This is a genomic window from Agrobacterium sp. CFBP2214 (genome assembly GCF_030209895.1).
Lineage (GTDB): Bacteria > Pseudomonadota > Alphaproteobacteria > Rhizobiales > Rhizobiaceae > Agrobacterium > Agrobacterium radiobacter.
Map to the genome: position 1 here is coordinate 215,464 of NZ_JARVRC010000010.1, position 19,902 is coordinate 235,365.

Annotated in this window: 19 protein-coding genes; 15 read left to right on the top strand and 4 right to left on the bottom strand. The window is 59.6% G+C overall.

The annotated features are described in order from the left end of the window. Window positions 1-29 precede the first annotated feature (29 nt). Window positions 30-503 (bottom strand): VOC family protein, encoded by a 474-nt coding sequence (locus QRN60_RS22305; RefSeq protein ID WP_080570359.1) that lies wholly within the window; start codon window positions 501-503, stop codon window positions 30-32. Window positions 504-993: 490 nt separating this feature from the next. Between QRN60_RS22305 and QRN60_RS22310 the strand changes: the two genes are divergently transcribed. The 3 genes from QRN60_RS22310 to QRN60_RS22320 all read left to right on the top strand — a co-directional run bounded on the left by QRN60_RS22310 (window position 994) and on the right by QRN60_RS22320 (window position 4,532). Beyond that, window positions 994-2,778, top strand: a complete 1,785-nt coding sequence (locus QRN60_RS22310; protein ID WP_080866710.1) for a methyl-accepting chemotaxis protein — start codon at window positions 994-996, stop codon at window positions 2,776-2,778. Between the two features lie 281 nt (window positions 2,779-3,059). Further along, the gene (locus QRN60_RS22315) at window positions 3,060-3,953 is read left to right on the top strand and encodes a lytic transglycosylase domain-containing protein (RefSeq protein ID WP_060723492.1); all 894 of its coding nucleotides are present in this window, start codon (window positions 3,060-3,062) and stop codon (window positions 3,951-3,953) included. A gap of 165 nt (window positions 3,954-4,118) precedes the next feature. Further along, window positions 4,119-4,532, top strand: a complete 414-nt coding sequence (locus QRN60_RS22320) for a hypothetical protein (protein ID WP_129566721.1) — start codon at window positions 4,119-4,121, stop codon at window positions 4,530-4,532. A gap of 36 nt (window positions 4,533-4,568) precedes the next feature. On the opposite strand, the gene QRN60_RS22325 is transcribed toward QRN60_RS22320, so the two are convergent. Next, window positions 4,569-5,471 carry a hypothetical protein gene (locus QRN60_RS22325; RefSeq protein ID WP_060723491.1) on the bottom strand — a complete coding sequence of 301 codons (903 nt, stop codon included), beginning with the start codon at window positions 5,469-5,471 and terminating at the stop codon, window positions 4,569-4,571. Between the two features lie 190 nt (window positions 5,472-5,661). Between QRN60_RS22325 and QRN60_RS22330 the strand changes: the two genes are divergently transcribed. The 6 genes from QRN60_RS22330 (at window position 5,662) to QRN60_RS22355 (ending at window position 12,007) form a co-directional block, all read left to right on the top strand. Then, on the top strand, window positions 5,662-6,642 hold the full coding sequence (locus tag QRN60_RS22330; protein WP_129566722.1) for a 3'-5' exonuclease: 981 nt from the start codon (window positions 5,662-5,664) through the stop codon (window positions 6,640-6,642). Window positions 6,643-6,823: 181 nt separating this feature from the next. Further along, on the top strand, window positions 6,824-7,909 hold the full coding sequence (locus QRN60_RS22335; protein ID WP_020812847.1) for an ABC transporter ATP-binding protein: 1,086 nt from the start codon (window positions 6,824-6,826) through the stop codon (window positions 7,907-7,909). 30 nt (window positions 7,910-7,939) lie between these two features. Beyond that, window positions 7,940-9,229, top strand: a complete 1,290-nt coding sequence (locus QRN60_RS22340; RefSeq protein ID WP_020812848.1) for an ABC transporter substrate-binding protein — start codon at window positions 7,940-7,942, stop codon at window positions 9,227-9,229. A 228-nt stretch (window positions 9,230-9,457) separates the two neighbouring features. Beyond that, window positions 9,458-10,369, top strand: a complete 912-nt coding sequence (locus tag QRN60_RS22345) for an ABC transporter permease (protein WP_020812849.1) — start codon at window positions 9,458-9,460, stop codon at window positions 10,367-10,369. Window positions 10,370-10,373: 4 nt separating this feature from the next. Then, entirely contained in the window at window positions 10,374-11,192 is an 819-nt protein-coding gene (locus QRN60_RS22350; protein ID WP_026372407.1) for an ABC transporter permease, read from the top strand. A gap of 11 nt (window positions 11,193-11,203) precedes the next feature. Further along, window positions 11,204-12,007: an aspartate/glutamate racemase family protein gene (locus QRN60_RS22355; protein WP_026372406.1), complete on the top strand. Its 804-nt coding sequence runs from the start codon at window positions 11,204-11,206 to the stop codon at window positions 12,005-12,007. On the opposite strand, the gene QRN60_RS22360 is transcribed toward QRN60_RS22355, so the two are convergent. Continuing rightward, window positions 11,899-12,525: a hypothetical protein gene (locus QRN60_RS22360; protein WP_026372405.1), complete on the bottom strand. Its 627-nt coding sequence runs from the start codon at window positions 12,523-12,525 to the stop codon at window positions 11,899-11,901. The two genes, QRN60_RS22355 and QRN60_RS22360, sit on opposite strands and share 109 nt — an antisense overlap. A gap of 78 nt (window positions 12,526-12,603) precedes the next feature. Here QRN60_RS22360 and QRN60_RS22365 point away from each other — a divergent pair, with 78 nt between their 5' ends. The 6 genes from QRN60_RS22365 to chrA all read left to right on the top strand — a co-directional run bounded on the left by QRN60_RS22365 (window position 12,604) and on the right by chrA (window position 18,965). Further along, entirely contained in the window at window positions 12,604-12,771 is a 168-nt protein-coding gene (locus QRN60_RS22365) for a hypothetical protein (RefSeq protein WP_165001888.1), read from the top strand. Between the two features lie 594 nt (window positions 12,772-13,365). Then, complete coding sequence (locus QRN60_RS22370; RefSeq protein ID WP_060723486.1) at window positions 13,366-14,268, top strand: HlyD family secretion protein; 903 nt, start codon at window positions 13,366-13,368, stop codon at window positions 14,266-14,268. A 50-nt stretch (window positions 14,269-14,318) separates the two neighbouring features. Continuing rightward, window positions 14,319-16,187, top strand: a complete 1,869-nt coding sequence (locus QRN60_RS22375; protein ID WP_060723485.1) for a hypothetical protein — start codon at window positions 14,319-14,321, stop codon at window positions 16,185-16,187. A gap of 218 nt (window positions 16,188-16,405) precedes the next feature. Continuing rightward, window positions 16,406-16,948: a hypothetical protein gene (locus QRN60_RS22380; protein WP_112346747.1), complete on the top strand. Its 543-nt coding sequence runs from the start codon at window positions 16,406-16,408 to the stop codon at window positions 16,946-16,948. A 139-nt stretch (window positions 16,949-17,087) separates the two neighbouring features. Beyond that, window positions 17,088-17,570: a hypothetical protein gene (locus QRN60_RS22385; RefSeq protein WP_087745469.1), complete on the top strand. Its 483-nt coding sequence runs from the start codon at window positions 17,088-17,090 to the stop codon at window positions 17,568-17,570. Window positions 17,571-17,735: 165 nt separating this feature from the next. After that, window positions 17,736-18,965, top strand: a complete 1,230-nt coding sequence (chrA, locus tag QRN60_RS22390; protein WP_087745467.1) for a chromate efflux transporter — start codon at window positions 17,736-17,738, stop codon at window positions 18,963-18,965. Window positions 18,966-18,968: 3 nt separating this feature from the next. On the opposite strand, the gene QRN60_RS22395 is transcribed toward chrA, so the two are convergent. Continuing rightward, a complete protein-coding gene (locus QRN60_RS22395; RefSeq protein WP_087745465.1) occupies window positions 18,969-19,850 on the bottom strand; it encodes a LysR family transcriptional regulator in 882 nt (293 codons plus the stop codon). Window positions 19,851-19,902 lie beyond the last annotated feature (52 nt).

Sequence of the window (19,902 nt, forward strand, 5' to 3'; positions counted from 1 at the left end):
ACTACTTGCTGCTGAACATCTCTCGCAAGTCAACCTCGGCGTGCGGCTTCGATGGTAGCAACGTCGATTTTCTTCATATCCATCATCGCGTCGAAGGCGCGCTTGGCTTCCGCGCCGCCGGCGGCCATGGCGTCCATCAGCACACGCGGCGTGATCTGCCAGGAGACGCCCCATCTGTCCTTGCACCAGCCGCAGGCGCTTTCTTCACCGCCATTGCCGACGATGGCGTTCCAGTAGCGGTCCGTCTCTTCCTGGTCTTCGGTCGATATCTGGAACGAAAAAGCTTCGCTCTGTTTGAAGGCCGGTCCGCCATTGAGGCCGATGCAGGATACGCCTGCAACGGTGAACTGCACCGTCAGCACGTCTCCCTTCTTGCCGGACGGATAATCGCTCGGCGCATGGTGGACGGCGGTTACCGCGCTGTCTGGAAAGGTCTCGGCATAAAATCTGGCGGCTGCCTCCGCATCCTTGTCGTACCAGATACAGATCGTGTTCTTTTCCACGTGCATAATCCTCCCTAGTTGAAATCGTCCCCCTGTCGCCGGTCAACTTGCTTGCCTATTGCCGGCTCCCCATCAGGCATAAAATGCAGCCGCGGCGCAAACGTTCCGAAAACGCTGCGTCGACCACCGTTAAGCCAGCGCCAATAGGGCGGTCAGCCAATAAAATCCGCCGACATAGGCCCACACCGCAAACACGACCATCAAATCAGCCATGTTTTCCCAATGCATTGTCGAGCCTTGCGATCTAGACGGAAAGCAAGCTACCGACCCGGAGCCAAAGTAACGATAGAACTGTTACACCGTCGTGACTTCAACCACGGGAACACGCCTGAAATTTTTAAAGGAAAACCGGAGAATGGACATTTTTATGGGCCATTTAAATACATATGACAAAAATCAATATTGCCCTTAAATGTAATTTAATAATGTAATCGTAATATTCGTGAATAATTTTGGATGGAAACATTCTATTTTAATCGGAGGATTGTGCGTGAGTATTCTTGATCGTGGTGCCAATGCTTTTGCGGTTCTCGCCGCGCTTTCCAAATCCCAGGCCATTATAGAATTCGACCTTTCGGGAAAGATTCTTACCGCCAATGAGAATTTTTGTCGGGCGCTCGGTTATGAGCTTTCGGAAATCGTCGGCAGGCACCACAGCATGTTCGTGGAGCCCTCCGTCGTGTCTTCGCAGGATTACAAGGCCTTCTGGTCCAAGCTTTCGGCCGGCCAGTTCGATCAGCGGCAATATAAGCGCATCGGCAAGGGCGGCCGCGAAGTCTGGATCGAGGCATCCTACAATCCGGTGTCTCGTCGCGGCAAGCCGGTGAAAGTGGTCAAGATCGCCACCGATATCACCGATCGCAAGCTGAAGGCGGCGGAAGATGCGGGCAAGATCGACGCCCTGTCACGGGCGCAGGCCATCATCGAATTCTCCCCTGATGGAGAGGTGCTGACCGCCAACGAGAATTTTCTGGCGGCGCTGGGGTATTCGCTGGCGGAAGTGCAGGGCAGGCATCATTCCATGTTCTGCGAACCGGCCTATACGCAGTCGCCGCAATATAAACAGTTCTGGGAAAGGCTGGCCGGCGGCGATCTCGTTGCGGACGAGTTCATGCGGCTTGGCAAGGGCGGCCGCAAGGTCTTCATTCAGGCGTCCTATAACCCGATCTTCGATCTCAACGGCAAGGTGTTCAAGGTCGTCAAATTCGCGACCGATGTGACCGGCCGCGTCGAAAATGTCGAAAAACTCGCACAATGCCTCACCGATCTGGCCGAGGGCGATCTTGCCCAGAGCATCGACAAGCCTTTCATCCCTTCGCTTGAAAGATTGCGCACGGATTTCAACGCAGCGTCGGAAAAGCTCAAGAGGGCAATGACGCTGGTGTCTGAAAATGCCGGCGCGATTTCTTCCGGCTCCAACGAGATCAGGTCCGCTGCCGATGATCTCGCTCGCCGTACGGAGCAGCAGGCCGCTTCCATCGAGGAAACGGCAGCCGCGCTGGAAGAAATTACCACTGCCGTCAACGATTCAAGCCGCCGCGCGGAAGAGGCGGGCAAGATTGTCGCCCGCGCCCGTGACCATGCGGAACATTCGGGCCAGGTGGTGCGCGATGCGATCGGCGCCATGGACCAGATCGAAAAATCATCGCGTGAGATCTCCAACATTATCGGCGTGATCGATGAGATCGCGTTCCAGACCAATCTTCTGGCGCTGAATGCCGGCGTGGAAGCCGCCCGTGCGGGTGAGGCGGGCAAGGGTTTTGCCGTGGTTGCGCAGGAGGTTCGCGAACTCGCGCAACGCTCCGCAACGGCGGCCAAGGAAATCAAGAGCCTGATCAATGCCTCCGGCACGCAGGTGGAAAACGGCGTCGGTCTTGTCACCAGGGCTGGCTCGGCGCTGCAGGAAATCGCCGAGCAGGTGCGGGACATCAACACCAATGTCGTGGCGATTGTCGATGCAGCGCGCGAACAGTCCACGGCGCTTGCGGAAATCAATCAGGCGGTCAACACCGTCGATCAGGGCACCCAGCAGAATGCCGCCATGGTGGAGGAGCAGACCGCCGCAAGCCACAGCCTTGCGCGGGAAGCGACCGCGCTGTTCGAGCTTCTCGGGCAATTCCGGTTCGATGACGCGACACGATACACAGCCTCGCCGCGGGGGGGCTTCGAGCAGCAACCCGTGCCGGCGAGCCCGCGTCGTGGCGCATCTCGCCCGCTTGCGGCGCGCGGTTCAGCTGCGGTTGCTGTCAATCATGAGGAATGGCAGGACTTTTAGAGTCGGGCTGCAGTCGCCCTGAGCCCGGTGGTAAAGTGCGCATCCTCTCGACGTCATCCCCGGCCTCGTGCCGAGGATGACGTTTAATAAAATCAGGAGGTTGCAGATCCTCGGGACAAGCCCGAGGATGACGTCGGCGTGATTGGCTTGGCTCATCGTCCCTTCTGACGATACGGGATGACAAGCCCGCAAGCTGGGCATATCTTCCTGATTGGCAGATAACGGGCATTGTGTTTGGAGCTTTCGGGGACGCGCGCTTGGCAGGGATATCGATAAGCCGCTTGGCTCTTGTCATCTGTCTGCTGGCCGCAGCCTCTGGCGCGGCGCAAGCGGAAGAGCCCGCCAAGGGAAAGACCTCCTGCGCCTACACCCATGATATCGCGCCGGAATTATGCATCAATGCCGGCAGTTACAATAATGATCTTTGCCACGCCATGGAGGTTCTGGCCGCCCGCCATGCCGTTCCGCCTGATTATTTCGCACGGCTGATCTGGCGGGAAAGCCTGTTCCGGGCGAGTGCGGTCAGCCCGAAGGGGGCGGAAGGCATCGCCCAGTTCATGCCGGGAACGGCGCGGCTTCGCGGTCTTGACGACAGTTTCAACATCATCGCCGCCCTTGAGGCATCTTCCCGTTATCTCTCCGAATTGAATGTGCAGTTCGGCAATTTCGGCCTTGCCGCCGCAGCTTATAATGCGGGCGAGGCGGGCTTGCGGAACTTCATTGCCAACGGCCGCCTACCGACCGAGACCCGGGATTATGTGTTTGCGATCACCGGTTATCCGGTGGAGACCTGGAAGGACAACCCGCCGGAAAAGGCGGCGCCGGCACTGGATGACAGCCGCCCTTTCCTCGATGCTTGCGTGCGCCTCGCCGACACCCGCACCATGAACGATCCCGTCCTCATTGCATCAGCCGACTGGGCGCCCTGGGGCGTGCAGCTTGCGGCGCATTATAACCCTGCTGTAGCGAACCGGCTGTTCACCCGGGCGATCCTGCAGCTTTCGGAACCGCTGAATGCCGAACGGGCTCTGATCGTGCGGCAGAGGGGTGGAAACTTCGGGTCGCGGCCGCGTTATGCCGCCCGCATCGGCCGCGAAACCAGAGCCGAAGCCAACACCCTTTGTGGCGATATCCGGCGGGCGGGTGTTCCCTGCACCGTGTTTCGCAACCGGTAAAAACGGCCGCGTCGGACCGATAAGTCTTCCTCCCGCGACAAGGCTGATCATAACAAGTTGATCGGCTTGAAGGCCGTCCCATCTTTCAGGGGGGAATGATCGTGCATAGATTTGCCGCGAATGCTGGCCGACAGGGGTCGGCTGCATGTGGGGAATGATCTGGAAATGAAATGGTTTGAAACCGGATGTCTGGCGGCCGTTCTGGTCGTCGTTGCGGGGTGCACCAGCACCGGGGAGACGCAGGTCTCCCGCACGGTCGCAAGTTTCGTGGGGCAACCGCGTGACGCCGCAATCGCCCGGCTTGGCCGCCCGAACAAGGTTATCATCGAAAACGGCGAAACCGAGTCCTATTGGCTGAAGGTCGATGTGGAGACCTATGCCGGCCTCAGCAATAGGCGCGAAGTCAAGACCGTGGACGGGCAGGCGAGGGTCTCGGAAACCGAAGGCATGAAGATCAAGGAACATCGTCGCGACTGCATCATCAAGATCACCGCGAATGCCGCCTCAACCATCAAGACGAGTGAGATCATCGGCAATCCCGCCAACTGCGAGACGCTTCTCAATCGTCCAGCCTCCTGAGAAGGTCCGTCGCAGCCGCTCCGGTTCCCGAGTGCCTCAGAGCTCCATCTTGATGGTCAGCATATATTCGGTGCCCTTTGCCCGGTCGCGCGTGCGGGATACTTCAAGTGTGACCTTGTCCAGTTTGTGCCCGAGGCTTTCCTTGATCGTTCCGCCCGGCGTGTCCTCGCGCCGGAACGAGGTGTTGCCGTAACCGACGCCCATTTTGCGGGTAATGGCATTTTCCGTATAGGTTCTTCCGAACATGGCGGAAGCCTGGCCGCTGCGCACCGTCGTTTCGAAGCCGCGGGAATCGATATCCCGATAGGCCGAGGCGGCAATCGAATTGTCCGAACTGCTATAGCTGCCGCCAGCACTTATTCTGGCGAGGCGATGACCGTCGTGCTCGAGAGAGAAATTGCCGTCGGCCGAAGGTCCGAAACGCCCGCCGTTCATGGCGTCCTTATAGGTGAAGCGGAAGCGGCCGCTGCGCGCATCCACCTGATAATTATAGGAGGCGTCGCCGCTGCGGATCTGGATGCCGGGCGCCGGCTCGCTGCCGAGGATCGGCGAAACCTTGTCCGCGAACTGGAACAGTGGTTTGGTGACCTGATCGAACTCCGACTTCGACAATTCCAGCGGCTTGCCATCGGGGTCGAATTTCCCAACCGCCAGGCAGGGGCGCTGGTTGATGATGCTCTTCAGGGCAAAGACTGTGCAATTGTCGCTGGTCGTGCCGGCAATCGCGGCGTGGACGGAATTGCGCAGTGTGTAGCTGCCGCAGCAGGAGAAGGCTTCATTGTCCAGACTCGCATCGCGCGTATAGCCCGTAAAAACAATGCCGCTCGCCCCGTTGGTCAGGCCGACATTGGCAAAGTGCGGGCCGCTTTGTAGCGGAAAGAGCTTCAACTGGCCCTGGTCGGCAAGCGTTTTCGGGTTGGAAGGTGATGGAAGCGGCATTCTTCTTCTCTCCTGAAACACGGGAACGGTGTGTTTTTTTACCATCGTAAATTGAAGCCGCAACCCTTAACTGTACCCCGTGATATATCCCGTTCCTGTGGATGAGAGTGACCGCTGTTGTTACTGTGAGCCTGTGCGCATATGTTGGAGTACTTAATCTTGATTTGCGTGCAAGGCGGACAGGCGCATAATGACCTCCCAGTTGGATTTTTTCGCACCCGCGTCAGCGCGGCTTCCTCAGGCTGAAAGAGGGCGAAAAGCGGGTGGTCGCGAAACGACCCAAAAGACCGCTACGGACGATGAGACCCTTGCCGGATACCTTGAATCCACCGGCAATTATCGTGTCCTGCGCCGGCTGCAGCCGCGCACGGTCGTTGATCGGCCAAGGCCGGAATTTCCCCGCCAAGGCGTCATCCTCGACACGGAAACGACGGGCCTCGACCATCGCACGGACGAGATCATCGAAATCGGCGTCATCACCTTCACATTCGACGATAACGGTGCGATCGGCGATGTCACCGGCATCTATGGCGGGTTGCGGCAGCCTGCTATTGCCATTCCCGAAGAGATCACCCGCCTGACGGGGATTACCGACGAGATGGTCGCGGGACAGTCGATCGACATGGCGCGGCTGACTTCCCTCATTGCCGATGCCGATTTGATCGTCGCTCACAATGCGGGTTTCGACCGCCCCTTTTGCGAGACCTTCTCACCCATCTTCCGCGACAAGGCCTGGGCCTGTTCCGTTTCGGAAATAGACTGGCGGGTGCGTGGTTTTGAGGGCAACAAGCTTGGCTATCTGATCGGACAGTCAGGCTATTTCCACGACGGCCATCGCGCGGTGGATGATTGTTTCGCCCTGCTGGAAGTGCTGAAGCAGACGCGCCCCGGCCAAAGCAGCACGCCCTTTGCCGAACTCCGTGAGGCGAGCCAGCGGTCAAGGGTGCGCCTCTACGCGGAAAACAGCCCCTTCGACATGAAGGATCATCTGAAAAAGCGGGGCTATCGCTGGTCCGACGGTTCCGATGGCCGGCCGAAATCCTGGTGGGTGGAACTGCCTGAAGAAAAGCTCGATGAGGAACTGCATTTCCTGCGGACCGAAATCTACCGCTGGGATGCCGACCCGACAGTCAAATATCTCACCGCTTTCGACAGGTTCAAGGCTGGCTGAAACGCGAGATATTTCGGGCTTCAGATTGCATACAATTTCTGCAATGAATCGAAAACAATCGATGTAAAATTGAGCAGGTCCGCACACGGGTTTCGGGTGCGCAGAAAAATATCATTTTACATCAATGGCTAAGCCGATTGGCACGCCTCCTGCATGACAAAGACGTCGCAGGAGAGTGTTTATGAGCAAAGCCGCAGCAATCGACATCGCTTCCGTATCCAAGATTTACGGCAACACCACCGCCGTGCATGCGATAAGCCTCAAGATACCGGCCGGGAGCTATTGCTGCCTGCTCGGCCCGTCGGGCTGCGGCAAGACCTCGACGCTCAGGATGATCGCTGGTCACGAGAGCATCTCCAGCGGTGATATCAGGCTCGGCAATACGGTGGTGACCGATCTGCCGCCCGCCAGACGCGGCACGGCGATGATGTTCCAGTCCTACGCGCTGTTTCCACATCTCGATCTCGTCGACAATGTCGCCTTCAGCCTCAAGATGAAGGGTGTGGACAAGGAAGCTCGCCGGGCGAAGGCGCTTGAGATGCTGCAGCTGATGCAGCTTGAGCCCTATGCCAACAGGCGTCCGGCCCAGCTTTCCGGTGGGCAGCAGCAGCGCGTGGCGCTGGCGCGTGCGCTCATCACCGATCCCGAGGCGCTGCTGCTGGACGAGCCGCTTTCGGCGCTCGATCCGTTCCTCAAAATCCGCATGCGCGCCGAATTGAAGAAGCTGCAGACCTCGCTCGGCATCACCTTCGTCCACGTCACCCACAGCCAGGAAGAGGCCATGGCGCTGGCCGATATCATCGTCGTCATGAATGACGGCCGTATCGAACAGTCAGCCACCCCGCGCGAGGTGTTCGAGCGTCCCGCCACCGCCTTCGTTGCCCGTTTCATGGGCGACCACAACGTTATTTCCGGGCGTTATCGGGAAAAATCGGATGATCTCGTCACGCTCGAAGTGGTGGGCGGCGGCACTTTCACAGCAAGCGGCGTCGCCCCCGATGACGGCGCAGTCGACATCGCCGTGCGCACCGACCGCGTCCGCGTCGGCGAAGCAGACCAGCCGGGGCTCGGTTTCACCGGCATCGTCTCGAATGTCGAATATCGCGGCGCGAGCGTGAAGATCGCCGTGACCGGCGCGGGCATCGAGGATTTCAACGTCATCCTCAGCGATGCCGCCTTCTTCGAAAATCCGGTCAGGACCGGTGACGCCATACCGCTTTCATGGAATGCGGCCGATGCCATCGTGCTCGGCCGGGTAGAGAAGTGACCCCAAAAATAACCAGAGGAGAACTTTGAAATGACAGATACTACCAACAGCAAAATGGGCCTGTCCCGCCGCGGCCTCCTGAAGGCGGGCGCTGCCGCCACGGGCGCCGCAATCGGCTCCGGCCTCATCACCGGCTTCCCGACCATCTGGGCGCAGAACCCCATTACCATCCGCCAGTTCGGCACGGGTGTGTCGAACCTCAACGCCATTGCCGAAAAGTGCAAGGCCGATCTCGGCATCACGCTCGAGATGACGGCGACGGATTCGGATGCTGCCGCCCAGCGCGCCGTCACCCAGCCGAACTCCTACGATATCGCCGATATCGAATACTGGATCCTGAAGAAGGTCTATCCCGCCGGCGTCATCCAGCCGATGGAAATCAAGAAGCTCAAATATTACGACAAGATCGTGCCGCTGTTCAAAAACGGCAAGCTGAAGCCGGACAGCGTCGTGGCGCAGGGCACGGCCCCGCACACGGTTGGTTTCGTCGAAAAGCCCGGCGACAAGAAGTTCGCCAAGGGTGAGACCGATTATTTCACCATGGTCCCGACCATCTACAATGCCGATACGCTCGGCATCCGCCCCGATCTCGTCGGCCGCGATATCACCAGCTGGGCCGATATCATGGACCCCAAGTTCAAGGGCAAGGCCTCGATCCTCAACATCCCCTCCATCGGCATCATGGATGCGGCGATGATCATGGAAGCCATGGGCAACATCAAATATGCCGACAAGGGCAACATGACCAAGGAGGAGATCGACAAGACCATCGACTTCCTCATCAAGGCCAAGAAGGACGGCCAGTTCCGTGCCTTCTGGAAGAGCTTCGATGAAAGCGTAAACCTCATGGCCTCAGGCGAAGTCATCATCCAGTCCATGTGGTCTCCCGCCGTCGCGGCGGTCCGCTCGAAGGGGATCGCCTGCAAATACCAGCCGCTGAAGGAAGGTTATCGCTCCTGGGGTGGCGGCCTCGGTCTCGCCAAGCATCTATCCGGCGCGAAACTCGATGCGGCCTATGAATATATCAACTGGTACACCTCGGGCTGGGTCGGCGCTTACCTCAACCGCCAGGGCTATTATTCCGCCGCCATGGAAACGGCTAAGGAGCACATGTCCGCCGACGAGTGGGGTTACTGGGTCGAAGGCAAGCCAGCGCAGGGCGACATCATCGCGCCCGACGGCAAGGTCATGGAAAAGGCCGGCGCGGTGCGCGATGGCGGCTCTTTCGAGGAGCGCATGGGCAAGGTCGCGTGCTGGAACTCCGTCATGGACGAAGACCGCTACATGGTCCGCCGCTGGAACGAATTCATCGCGGCCTGATGTTTTTCAAGGACGAAGCCGGCGGCGAAGGCCGCCGGTTTTGAGAACGACAGAGCGTTCAAACCTCTCCGCCGTCATCCTCGGGCTTGACCCGAGGATCCATGGTCACGCCGGGTTGTGGATCCTCGGGTCAAGCCCGAGGATGACGGGAGAGTGGAGGGAGCCTCGTAAATATTCTCATCGGCGGTCAATGCCGGTGTTTCTCCAAATTCAGCGAAAGGCACAACCATGGTGACGGTCAGGCTCATCGGCGTCAGCGACAAAAAGGACAGGCCGCCCCGTAGCTTCGCGCTGCCGCAAAAGCTTGTGTCCTATGTGCAGGCCGCCCCGCTTCTGCTGATCCTCGGCTTTTTCTTGGCTTTGCCGATCCTCATGATCGCCGTCGTCAGTTTCTGGGATTACGATTTTGCCCAGATGTATCCCGACTTCGTGACCTTCAATTATCTGGAAACGCTCGGCTCGTGGGTCACCTGGCAGACCTATCTCAACACCCTGAAATATGCCGCCGTGGTCTGGGCCATCACGCTGTTCTGCGGTTTCTGGGTGGCCTATTTCCTCGCTTTCCATATCCGCACCACCACGATGCAGATGGTGCTGTTCCTGGTCTGCACCGTGCCCTTCCTGACATCGAACATCATTCGCATGATTTCGTGGATCCCGGTTCTGGGTCGAAACGGTCTCGTCAACAGCGCGCTGGTCGGCACCGGCGTCATTCCCGAGCCGATCGAATGGCTGCTTTATTCGGACTTCGCCGTGGTGCTCGCCATGGTGCATCTCTATACGCTGTTCATGGTCACGCCGATCTTCAACACGCTGATGCGCATCGACAAATCGCTGATCGAAGCGGCGCGTGATGCCGGTGCGACGGGCTGGCAGACGCTCAGCAACGTCATCATTCCCCTTGCCAAGCCCGGCATGGCCATCGGCAGCATCTTTGTCGTCACACTGGTCATGGCCGATTTCTCCACGGTTCAGGTCATGTCCGGCGGCCAGAGCGCGTCGGTGGCGCTGATGATGAAGAACCAGATGTCGCTGCTGCAATATCCTGCCGCCGCCGCCAATGCCGTCATCCTGCTCATCCTCGTTCTTCTGATGGTCGCGGGCATCCTGCGCATCGTCGATATCCGCAAGGAGCTATAGTCCCATGCATCAGGAAAAACGCGGCCGCGAATTCTATATCCTCGCCTTCTTTTTCGCCCTCTTCGTGCTGTTTCTTTACGGCCCGCTGTCGGCCATCCTCATCCTCGCCTTTCAGGGGCCGAATGGCGGCCTGACCTTCCCGCTGAACGGCGTTTCGCTGCACTGGTTCGGCAATCTCTTCGAACAGCAGGCGGTCGGCGATTTCGGCGGCTCCTTCCGCCGCTCATTCGGCCTCGGGCTGATGGTCATGGCCGTCACGGTGCTCGTGTCGCTGCTGGCGGGCCTTGCCTTCCGGCGCAGGTTCATCGGCGCGACGCCGCTATTCTACCTGTCGGTTGCCAGCCTGGTGGTGCCATCGATCATCATTTCGCTCGGAATTGGTGTTCTTTTCCAGCAGCTTGGACTGGAACCTTCATGGTATACATCAGCTTTCGGGGCGCATCTCACCTGGACGCTGCCCTTCGGCGTACTCATCATGCTCGCCGTCTTCAACCGCTTTTCGCCGTCCTATGAAGAAGCCGCCCGCGATCTCGGCGCGTCTTCCTGGCAGACCTTCGCCCATGTGGTGCTGCCGATGATCGCGCCGAGCCTGATCGGCGTCGGCCTGTTCGGCTTCACGCTTTCTTATGACGAATTCGCCCGTACATTGATGACATCAGGCACCTACAACACGCTGCCGCTGGAAATCTACGGCATGACCACCAATGTCACGACGCCGGTGCTTTATGCGCTCGGTGCTGTTACAACCCTGTTTTCCTTCCTGGTGATTGCGGCCACGCTTGGCCTGATCGTTACGCTCAATCGCCGCCATTCACGCGGATAAAGAAACGTAAAATGCGCATTCTCGTCATCAATCCCAATACCACGCAATCCATGACCGCGACCATCGCCGACGCCGCGAGGCGGATAGCCGGCCGCGATACGGAAATACTGGCCGTCACCTCGTCCATGGGCCCCGTCTCCATCGAAGGTTATTACGACGAGGTTTTCGCCGTGCCCGGCCTCCTGCTGGAGCTTGCAAAGGCCCCGGCGCTGGGAGCCGACGCGGCGGTCATCGCCTGTTTCGACGATACCGGGCTCGATGCGGCCCGCGCGCTCGCCGATATTCCCGTTATCGGCATCTGCGAGGCGGCGGTCTCCGCCACCGCCTTCATCGCGCAGAAATTCACCATCGTCACAACGATGGAACGCTCACGGCTGCCTCTGGAACATCTCGTCCACCGTTACGGCATGTCCGCCCGCTGCAACGTGCGCGCTGCCGATATTCCTGTCCTGTCGCTGGAAGATCCCGGCTCGAACGCCCGCGAAAGGCTGCGGGAGGAAATCTCGCTGGCGCTGAAAGAGGACAGGGCGGAGGCGATCGTGCTCGGTTGCGCCGGCATGGCCGACCTTGCCGCCGAACTGCGCGATGAATTCGGTGTACCGGTTGTCGATGGCGTCGCGGCGGCCGTCAAACAGGCGGAATCGCTGGTGTCGATGGGGTTATCAACCGCCAAGCGCGGCGCTTATGCCACGCCGCTCACCAAGCCCTATCGCGGATTGCTGGAGGCATTTCGGCCGGACAGGCTCTCCGGGCCATCGGCAGACGGCGGAGACGTTTTCGCCGCCTCCGTCCATAAAACGACGAAGGCGAGCTGATAGGCCAGATCGCGCTGGACGTTCTGCAATGCCGGATCGCTCAGAACTATTCTTGATCCGTTTCTCATCAGCATGTTGAACCGCTCGGCCCTGGCAAGCATGGCCGTAACGTGAGCGCGGCTGATCCCGTACGCACGGGCGGCCGCCTTGCGGGAGAACACGCAACCCGTCGCATCGCACGCCTCTGTTTTCGCGGCCGACAGTAAGTCCAACAGGATGGGGAAACCGGGCGCATGCCCAAGGAACATCCGCATCTCCTCCGAAACAAAAGACAAATCCTGCGCGTGCCGCAGTGACCAGCTCACACCGTCGATAACGGCGTCTGTTCCGACAGCCTTTTCGCCTGATGCCTCCATTGCCGGGGAGATTTCCCATGGCGAAGCCGCGGTGAGATAGGCCGTGGCGAGCGTCTCGATTGCCGTAATGAGCCAGCCGCTCAGGCGCCATGGCCGCTCGCGGTTATCCCCGCCTGGCGGGTGCCGCTGCGCGGTATTTTCCAGCTCCAGCCAGTCGATCAATGCGCGTGTCCTGCGGCTGGATGCCCAGCCGGGTGGCACGACAACTGCCTGAACCGCCGCCAGCGTAAATTGCCCGCCATGACCAGATCCGAGGCCGATGGCGCACATGACGGTGGCGAACGCGCCGAAGTCTCCAAACGCGCGGACGAGGCGCTGCTCCTGTTTGAAGACGGCCGATATGCGGGTGCAAAGATGGGTGACAGCATCACCAAAGGCGTCATCGTTCAGGATGCGGTTCGCAAGTAAGCCCAGCCTCTCTCGAAGCACGTCCGGCTGAGGCCGGACGAAGTCCCTTTTGGGGTGCGTCTTTGAAACTGGAGCGCCTGCTTTTCCGGATACCTTTCTCCCGTGGTTTTTTGCTCTTCGCTACTTTATGGCGAATTCGAAAACGTGAGTTCTGCTCGCTGACGACGGCTGCTTGGGGCAGGCGTGACAGCCGAAAGGTTCCGCTCCGGAAGATGCGTGCATTTTGTTGCACTCCCCCGGGGCTCTGTTGCGCGGTATTAAAAAATACTCTCATAAATTGAATGTTAAGGGGCGCGTTAAAATGTGTTCCCTTTTGAGACGGTTTGCGAGGGTGACGCTGACAATAAAGTTATCTACTGTTTTTATTGCATAATTTAATGAGGCCATGGATGCGAAATCTTTCGTCCATTTGCCATGAATACAATCTTTGATGGTTGCTTTTTAGGCATTGACGACATCGCGAAAGATGCATCCGAAACCACATGACACCCGAATGTTACTGCCATGTCTCGGGCGCGGTCGGCAGCGATGCCGGGCGGCGCGTAGAGCCCGTCATGCCTTTTATTCATCCCCGATTCTTCAGAGGAGGTTGAAATGATTCAACTTAAACATGTTGTTTTTGTTGGCCTTGCGGCCATCGCGATGCAATTCGATATCCCGTCCATGGGCCAGCCGGCCCTTGCGAACGCGGCAACCCTCACCGCCGAGCAGACGGCGGCTTTCCAGTCGAAACTGGAGCAGGCGGAAGCGAGCCGCGAGCTGCTCGGCCGCCGATCCGTGTGCCTGATGGAACATCTGACGGCGCAACAGCAGCTCAGCGCCGACCGCGAGAAGGCGCTGGGGCAGGCCATGTACCTGCAGATCGAGCTGGAGCGGCAGGTGGTGCAGTCCGAAACCAGCGTGAAGGGCTATGAGGAGCTGGTTCAGTCCGAGAGCGAGAACGTCAGGGCGCGTCAGGCCACCTTCGAAAAAGCCCGGAAGGAAATGGACGAGCAGGCCAAGCGAGTAAAAATATGCAGCGGCGTCCTCTTCTTCCTGCCGGGAATTTGCCAGGCGGGTGACGCGGCGGTCAAGGCGCTGGGCTGGATGAATGATGCGGAGAGGGAATACCGCACCGCGCAGCCGCGTCTGGACAATGCCCGGGCGGCTCTTGAAGGCGTTCGCAACCAGCTCGAAAACAATCGCCGCCAGCTTGCGGCGGCACAGCAGAGCCACGCGGAGAACGAGAAAGCGGTGAAAACTCTGGAGGAGCAGATCACCAAGCTCAAAGCGACGATCTCCACCATCAACGTCAAGGTTCAGGACTTCAACATTCAGGTCGGCAACTTCACCAGCGCTCTGAAGGAAGCGAGCGAGGTCAATCCTGACGACGCGAAAATACGTCAGGTTACGCGGCTCTCCACCGAGATCGACGGCCTGACCAAAGACGTGCCGCAGTTCATTTCCTCCACCGAGGCCGGACTGCCGGACGACGCGAAGAAGCAGTGCGGATCGTGAACGATCAATCCCATGACTCTCCGTAACCACCCATCAACAGGAGCATGAAAATGAACAATGTCGTGACTTTCGAAAGCCGGACCGCCCAGATCAACAGCGCAATCGACGCCGGCGTCGATGCGATCGTTTCGCAACCGAATTTCAGCCTTCCCAAGTCGGATACGGCGCTTGTCCGGTCCTATGTCGATAAGATCCAGGGAACCTATGATGTCGAGCGCGCCAAGCGCGACACCGACAATGCGATTGATCTGCTTTACATCGCCTACAACACAACACCGCAGGAAAACGGCGATATTCGCGTCCGCATCAGCGCTATCATGAACAGGCTGATCACGTCGCAGCAGAAAAGCGAAATAGTCATGAAGAATGCGATGGAGGCGGCGACCCGCATCGGTCTGTCTATCGCCGATCTTTTCCCGGACTGGCTCGATGTCAGGGAAGAAAACGATCAGGCCGAAATAAAGGCATTCGTCTCCAACGATCTGATAAAGCTCGCAACGGGCATCCGGGATAGGGCGCTCAGCGTTCGAGACGAGCTTCTTGCCCTTGCTGCGACCTATGACGCCATCATCAGGGACACGGCCCAAACCACGGATATGAGCGAAACAGCCTTGAGCAAACGCCTCGCCGATAAAGCGGTGATGGAACGGGAAATCCGGGAGGCTGACGCACGACGGGAACAGCTTGAATCGCTTGTCAACGATCTCAAGGAACAGGTTGCGGCATTCGAAAAGAAGGCTCGGGAATATGAGCAGCGGGCCAATACGGCCGAGCAGCGTGCTTTTGTCATGTCGATCGTCCGGGTCGGCGCGCAGATGATTTCAAGCGCGATTCCCGCCATTGCCATGGTGGCGGGCGGTCCCGCCTCCATGCTGGCCTCGTCGGTTGGCGGCGCACTTTCAGGACAATCCAAGGCCGGACAGGATACGGACGGGCAGGGGCAGGGCGGCGGCTCCCGCACCCCGTCAGGCGGCGGAAGCAAGGCCGATGCGGCCGCCAAGCAGAGCGAGCTTTCCGAAAAGAAAGCCGAGCTTCGCAAGAGCGAGGAAAAACGCGACGCTCTGAAGGGAGATGTCAAGTCGCTCGAGGACGCCAAGGCAAAGCTTGCGGACGACGCGGAAAGCGCCGACCCCAAATCGAGCAAGGCCATCGAGCTTGCCGAACTCGATAAACGTCTGGCTGCACGCGCCGCGGAACTCAAGGCGCAGGAAGAAAAGATCGCCGCTCAGCAAACGGTTATTTCCAGCCTGCAGGCCTCGCTCGATGCTTTGGACAAGGGGCTGGGCAAGCTTTCCGAAGAGCAGCAGCAGCAGGCGGCCAGCCTGCGCGAAATCCAGATGCAGATGATCGACAAGGCGGAGGCCTATGAGAAGGAGCGCCGTACCCAGGCGGCCGAGCTCATCAGGATCAACGCCCTCCTGAAGGGAAAGCAGGCAGAGGATGACAAGATCAAGCTTGCGGTGCAATCGCTCAATGTCAGCATTTCGGCGCTGAAACGCATGAAGGAAATCGTTGAAGAAATAGCCTTCTTCTTCAAGGGCTTCGCCGATTTCATGCAAGCGGTTGCAGATGATGCCCAGCATCAGATCACCGGCATTGAAAATGTCGCCGGGCAGGAGACGCTGCGAAAGAACCGCTTCGCGCAGCTCATCCGTTCTGTCGACGAGTTCTTCGTCAGGCAAACCGCCCAGTGGCACGCGGTGGTGATCGTCTCCGACCGCTTCAACCGCAGCTTTGCCGAAGGATGGTCGAAGCTGAACAAGTTGCAGGGCGGATATATCGACAGTGCCAATCTGCCGGCCTATCTGGCAGGTGTCGCGGAGAAGCTCTCGGCCATCGTCGCCGAACGCGAGGCCGCTGCGGACGCAAAAATCGCGTCGCTGCAGGCCTATCGTCAGGATCTGAGCAAGACCGCCTGATCCCCTGAGACCCTGCCGTTCCCTTTCCGGCCCGGCAGGAAGCGCATCCATGGTCTCAGCCGGAATCGTCGCCCTTGGCATGGATCATGGGCAATGCCCTGCCGGCGAATATGCCGGCAGGGCGGCCACCGAAACTTCGACATTCACCAAATCAACGACGGGCATCCGGCCGCCATCGAAGCGCCCCATGCCGCGTCCTTTTCAGAAAGGAGAAGACCATGCCGACAGTCAACAAACCTCCCGTTTTGGTGCCTCAGGACACCCCCGCCTGGTGCTTTGCCGCCGTCGAGCAGATGGTGCGGGCCTATCGCGGGCTTCCTGCGGCCACGCAATACGACATTGCGAGACGCAATACCGCAGCGCTCGCGACCGTCGATCCGCAGGTTCAGGAACGCTGGGAGCTGGCGCAGGTTCTGGATCAATCCGCCGGCATCCTTGAACTGGGTGGGGCAAATCCGAACAGCAATATCGTCAAGCTGGTGTCCAGCCAGTGGAACGCCTTCGATCACACCACGACCGGCGGCCATTTCGTCAACGGTCTGACGGCCGATATCGTCAGGAGCGAGATCGATAACAACCGCGTCTTCGTGATCGGAACCGAATACCATTATTACCTCGTCTACGGCTACACTGTGAACGGCAAGGATCTCGAACTGCATATTCTCGACCCATGGCCGGCCGGGCGGGGCGGGGCCAGAACGCGCCTCGGCCTGCAGGAATTTTTGGGGATGCCGGCCCGCGTCGCCATCACCTTCGGTTAGGCCGGCAAGCCGAACACTGACCACATTCCCATCGATTGCCGGAGATATTCCGGCACCCAATCAACACAGAATCCCACCATGCGATCCCGCACGTCAACGTCCGGAAACAGGTGGCTCATGTCCAAAAAAGGAGACAAACATGCCAATTCTCAGCAATTTCGTGGTCAAGCATATCCGGCCCTTTGGTGAAGCGGGCTATGATGCTTTCGGCAATGCGCAGACCATCGAATTCCTCTCAAGCCTCGGCCTCAGCACGGGGGATATCACCAATATCTTCGCGGCATGGCGCCTGGCGGCCCTGGCCGATCCCGTCGGCGAGAGCAATCTTCTCGTTGCGGCAGCCAATGCGCTGGCGCAGGCGCGATGGGAGAACCTCTATGAGACCCAGATGAGCACGGTGCTGTTCCTCGATGATGTCCAGCTTGAATCCCTCAGCCATCTCGAGCCCGGTCCGAACCGCAACTTTTCGTGGCGGTCGCCGACCCCCATCGCCGCCGCGGTGACCATTCACAACGGCAGCAACAGGCATCACATCATCTGGGAGGCAACGGGTTTTTCCGGCGGCACGGATGAAAATGGCTGGATTTCGCACTTCACCGACTTATTGCCGACCGAGCGATAGGCCCTTCGTCGGATAATCGCCAGACGACGCTGGAAAGTTATCGCAACTTTCCGGCGTCCCTGCCGCCAGCCCCTTCATATCCCTGTCATAATGGTGTCTGATACCGAAACCGTCTTGAGGCCGATATGTGTTGACGAATAGCCGTTGCACGCAGGGAGTTCTTTCGTGAAATCGTCAACACGAACCATAGAGACCGAAGTGCGCAGCCAGAGACACGGCACGCCCGGCGAGGTTTTTGCGGCCTTCCTGAAGCTCGGCGTCACCTCTTTCGGCGGCCCCATCGCCCATCTCGGTTATTTTCGCGATGAGCTGGTCGTGCGGCGCAAATGGATCGATGAGGCCGGTTACGCCGATCTTGTGGCGCTGTGCCAGTTTCTGCCCGGCCCGGCCTCCAGCCAGGTAGGGTTTGCGCTCGGGCTGCTGCGCGCAGGTCCGCTCGGCGCGCTGGCGGCCTGGACGGCATTCACATTGCCATCCGCCATTCTCCTCCTTCTCTTCGCCATGGTCGCCGCCTCCATCGATGGGCCGGTCGGCACCGGCCTCCTGCATGGGCTGAAAATCGTCGCCGTCGCCGTCGTCGCGCAGGCGGTCTGGGGTATGGCGAAAAGCCTCGCGCCGGATCGTGAGCGCGCCAGCATCGCGCTGGCCGGCATCGTCTGCGTGGTGTTTGTCGCCGGCGCCTTCGGGCAGGTTCTGGCGCTTGCCATTGGCGCCGTTGCCGGGCTTGTCTTCTGTCGTTCGGATGCCGCGGGGCAGGCCACCCATCTCGCCTTCCGTGTACCCAAAAGCGTCGGATATATCGCGCTTGCCGCCTTCGCCCTGCTGCTCGGTCTCCTGCCGCTGCTTGCTGCTGCGGCGGCTTCACAGGGCCTTTCCTTGTTCGACGCCTTTTATCGCGCCGGTGCGCTGGTTTTCGGCGGCGGCCATGTGGTGCTGCCGCTGCTGCAATCGGAAGTCGTCGCCACAGGCTGGGTCACGGAAGATGCCTTTATCGCGGGTTATGGCGCAACCCAGGCCGTGCCCGGTCCGCTCTTCACCTTCGCCGCCTATCTCGGTGCGGTGGTGGGGCCGCAGCCCAACGGTGTTGCGGGCGCGGCGATCGCCCTTGTTGCGATCTTCCTTCCCGGCATGCTGCTGCTCGTCGGCGTGCTGCCCTTCTGGGAAGGGTTCCGCAAGCACCTTCTGGCGCAGGCTGCCATGCGTGGCGCAAATGCCGCCGTCGTCGGCATTCTCGGCGCGGCGCTTTATGATCCGGTCTGGACAAGTGCCATCTTCACCCCGAAGGATTTCGCCCTGGCGCTGACAGGCTTCATCCTGTTGACGATCTGGAAAACGCCGCCATGGGCCGTGGTGGTCCTCTGCGCGGCCGGCGGCGTTCTACTTGCCTTGATATAGGCGTCATACTGCAGCGCCCATGGTCTCGAACATCCAGTCGGAGAATGCCTGCATGGCGGGTGTGGGCGGTTTCGATTGCAGCCGGGTCAGCCAATAGCTTCCGAGCGAAATGGTAATCGGAAAAGGCTGGGTGATTGCACCGGAGGCGAGATGCCGCGAAAACATCGATGGCGGCGCCAGCGCCACGCCGAGCCCCTGCAGGGCGGCTTCCATCATGCCCAGAGACGTGTCGAAAACAATGCCTGCATTCACCTGTGCTGCAGGCGTTACGCCGGCGGCCGCAAACCAGTTGCTCCATTCATCGGCCCTGTAGCTGCGCAGCAGCGTCGCTTCCATCAGATCGGCGGGCGTTTTCAGCGTCTCCGCCAGTTTCGGCGTGCAGAGTGGGGAAAGAGGCGCCTCGAATAGTCGAAAGGCATCCGTGCCGTGCCAGGAGCCCTGGCCGAAACGGATGGCGAAATCCAGCCCTTCCGCCGCCATATCGACGCGGTTGTTATTGGTGGAAACCCGCACATCGATGAAGGGATGCTGCTTTTGAAACGCCTGCAGCCGTGGCAGCAGCCAGCCCACGGCAAAGGTTCCCACGACACCCAGAAACAGCAGCTCGCGCACCTGTCCGGCCTCGATCCGGTCGAGCGTCGTCGCCATCTGGTCGAAGGAGCTGGTCACCGTCGGCAGCAGGGCCTCACCTTCGGCGGTAATTTTCAGCCCGCGTGGAAGCCGCTGAAACAGCGCAACCCCCAGCCGCTTTTCCAGCCCCTTCACCTGTTGGCTCACAGCCGCCTGCGTCACGCACAGTTCGATGGCCGCGCGGGTGAAGCTCAGGTGCCGGGCGGATGCTTCAAAGGCCCGCAAGCCGTTCAGGGGAAGAAATTGCCGAACCATTCAAGACCTAGATTTTCTTGTGTCTCTTCCGAGATATCATGATTTGTTCGTG